At 59.6% G+C, this 355-nt stretch carries 1 protein-coding gene; it reads right to left on the bottom strand.

Annotated elements, in window-relative coordinates:
- Positions 1 to 157: 157 nt before the first annotated feature.
- On the bottom strand, positions 158 to 355 hold a 198-nt coding region (locus AC1DJ5_RS14705), incomplete at its 5' end, for a hypothetical protein (RefSeq protein WP_477021080.1).

Below are 355 nucleotides of genomic sequence, written 5' to 3'. Positions count from 1 at the left end.
CGTTTAACGCCCGATTGCGGCGGAGGCGGTGTGTACCGCCCCTGGTTTTCAGTGTCAAGCAGTTCTTTTTAAAGAACTTCTTTTCACCCGGCCGCTCCCGAAGGAACAGCGGAGGCGGCTATCTAATGAAGGCCGAKCTCCAAGTCAACAGGGCTTTTCAGCCCTTCCGCAGATCAGAAAACCGAAGCTTTCCAAGCCGCAGAACACCGCCCGGTCCGTTGCCGAACCCCGCGGGCCGCTCGTTGCAGAGCGAGGCGCGGATATACGGACCCGCCCCCGACTCCACAAGCCTTGAATGACGGAAATACGAAAAACCGAACGAACACGAATCGCCCGACAGCAGGCCCACGCCGCC

The organism is Brevundimonas sp. 01N35, assembly GCF_056399785.1.
This window is presented reverse-complemented; position numbering and strand designations above follow the sequence as displayed.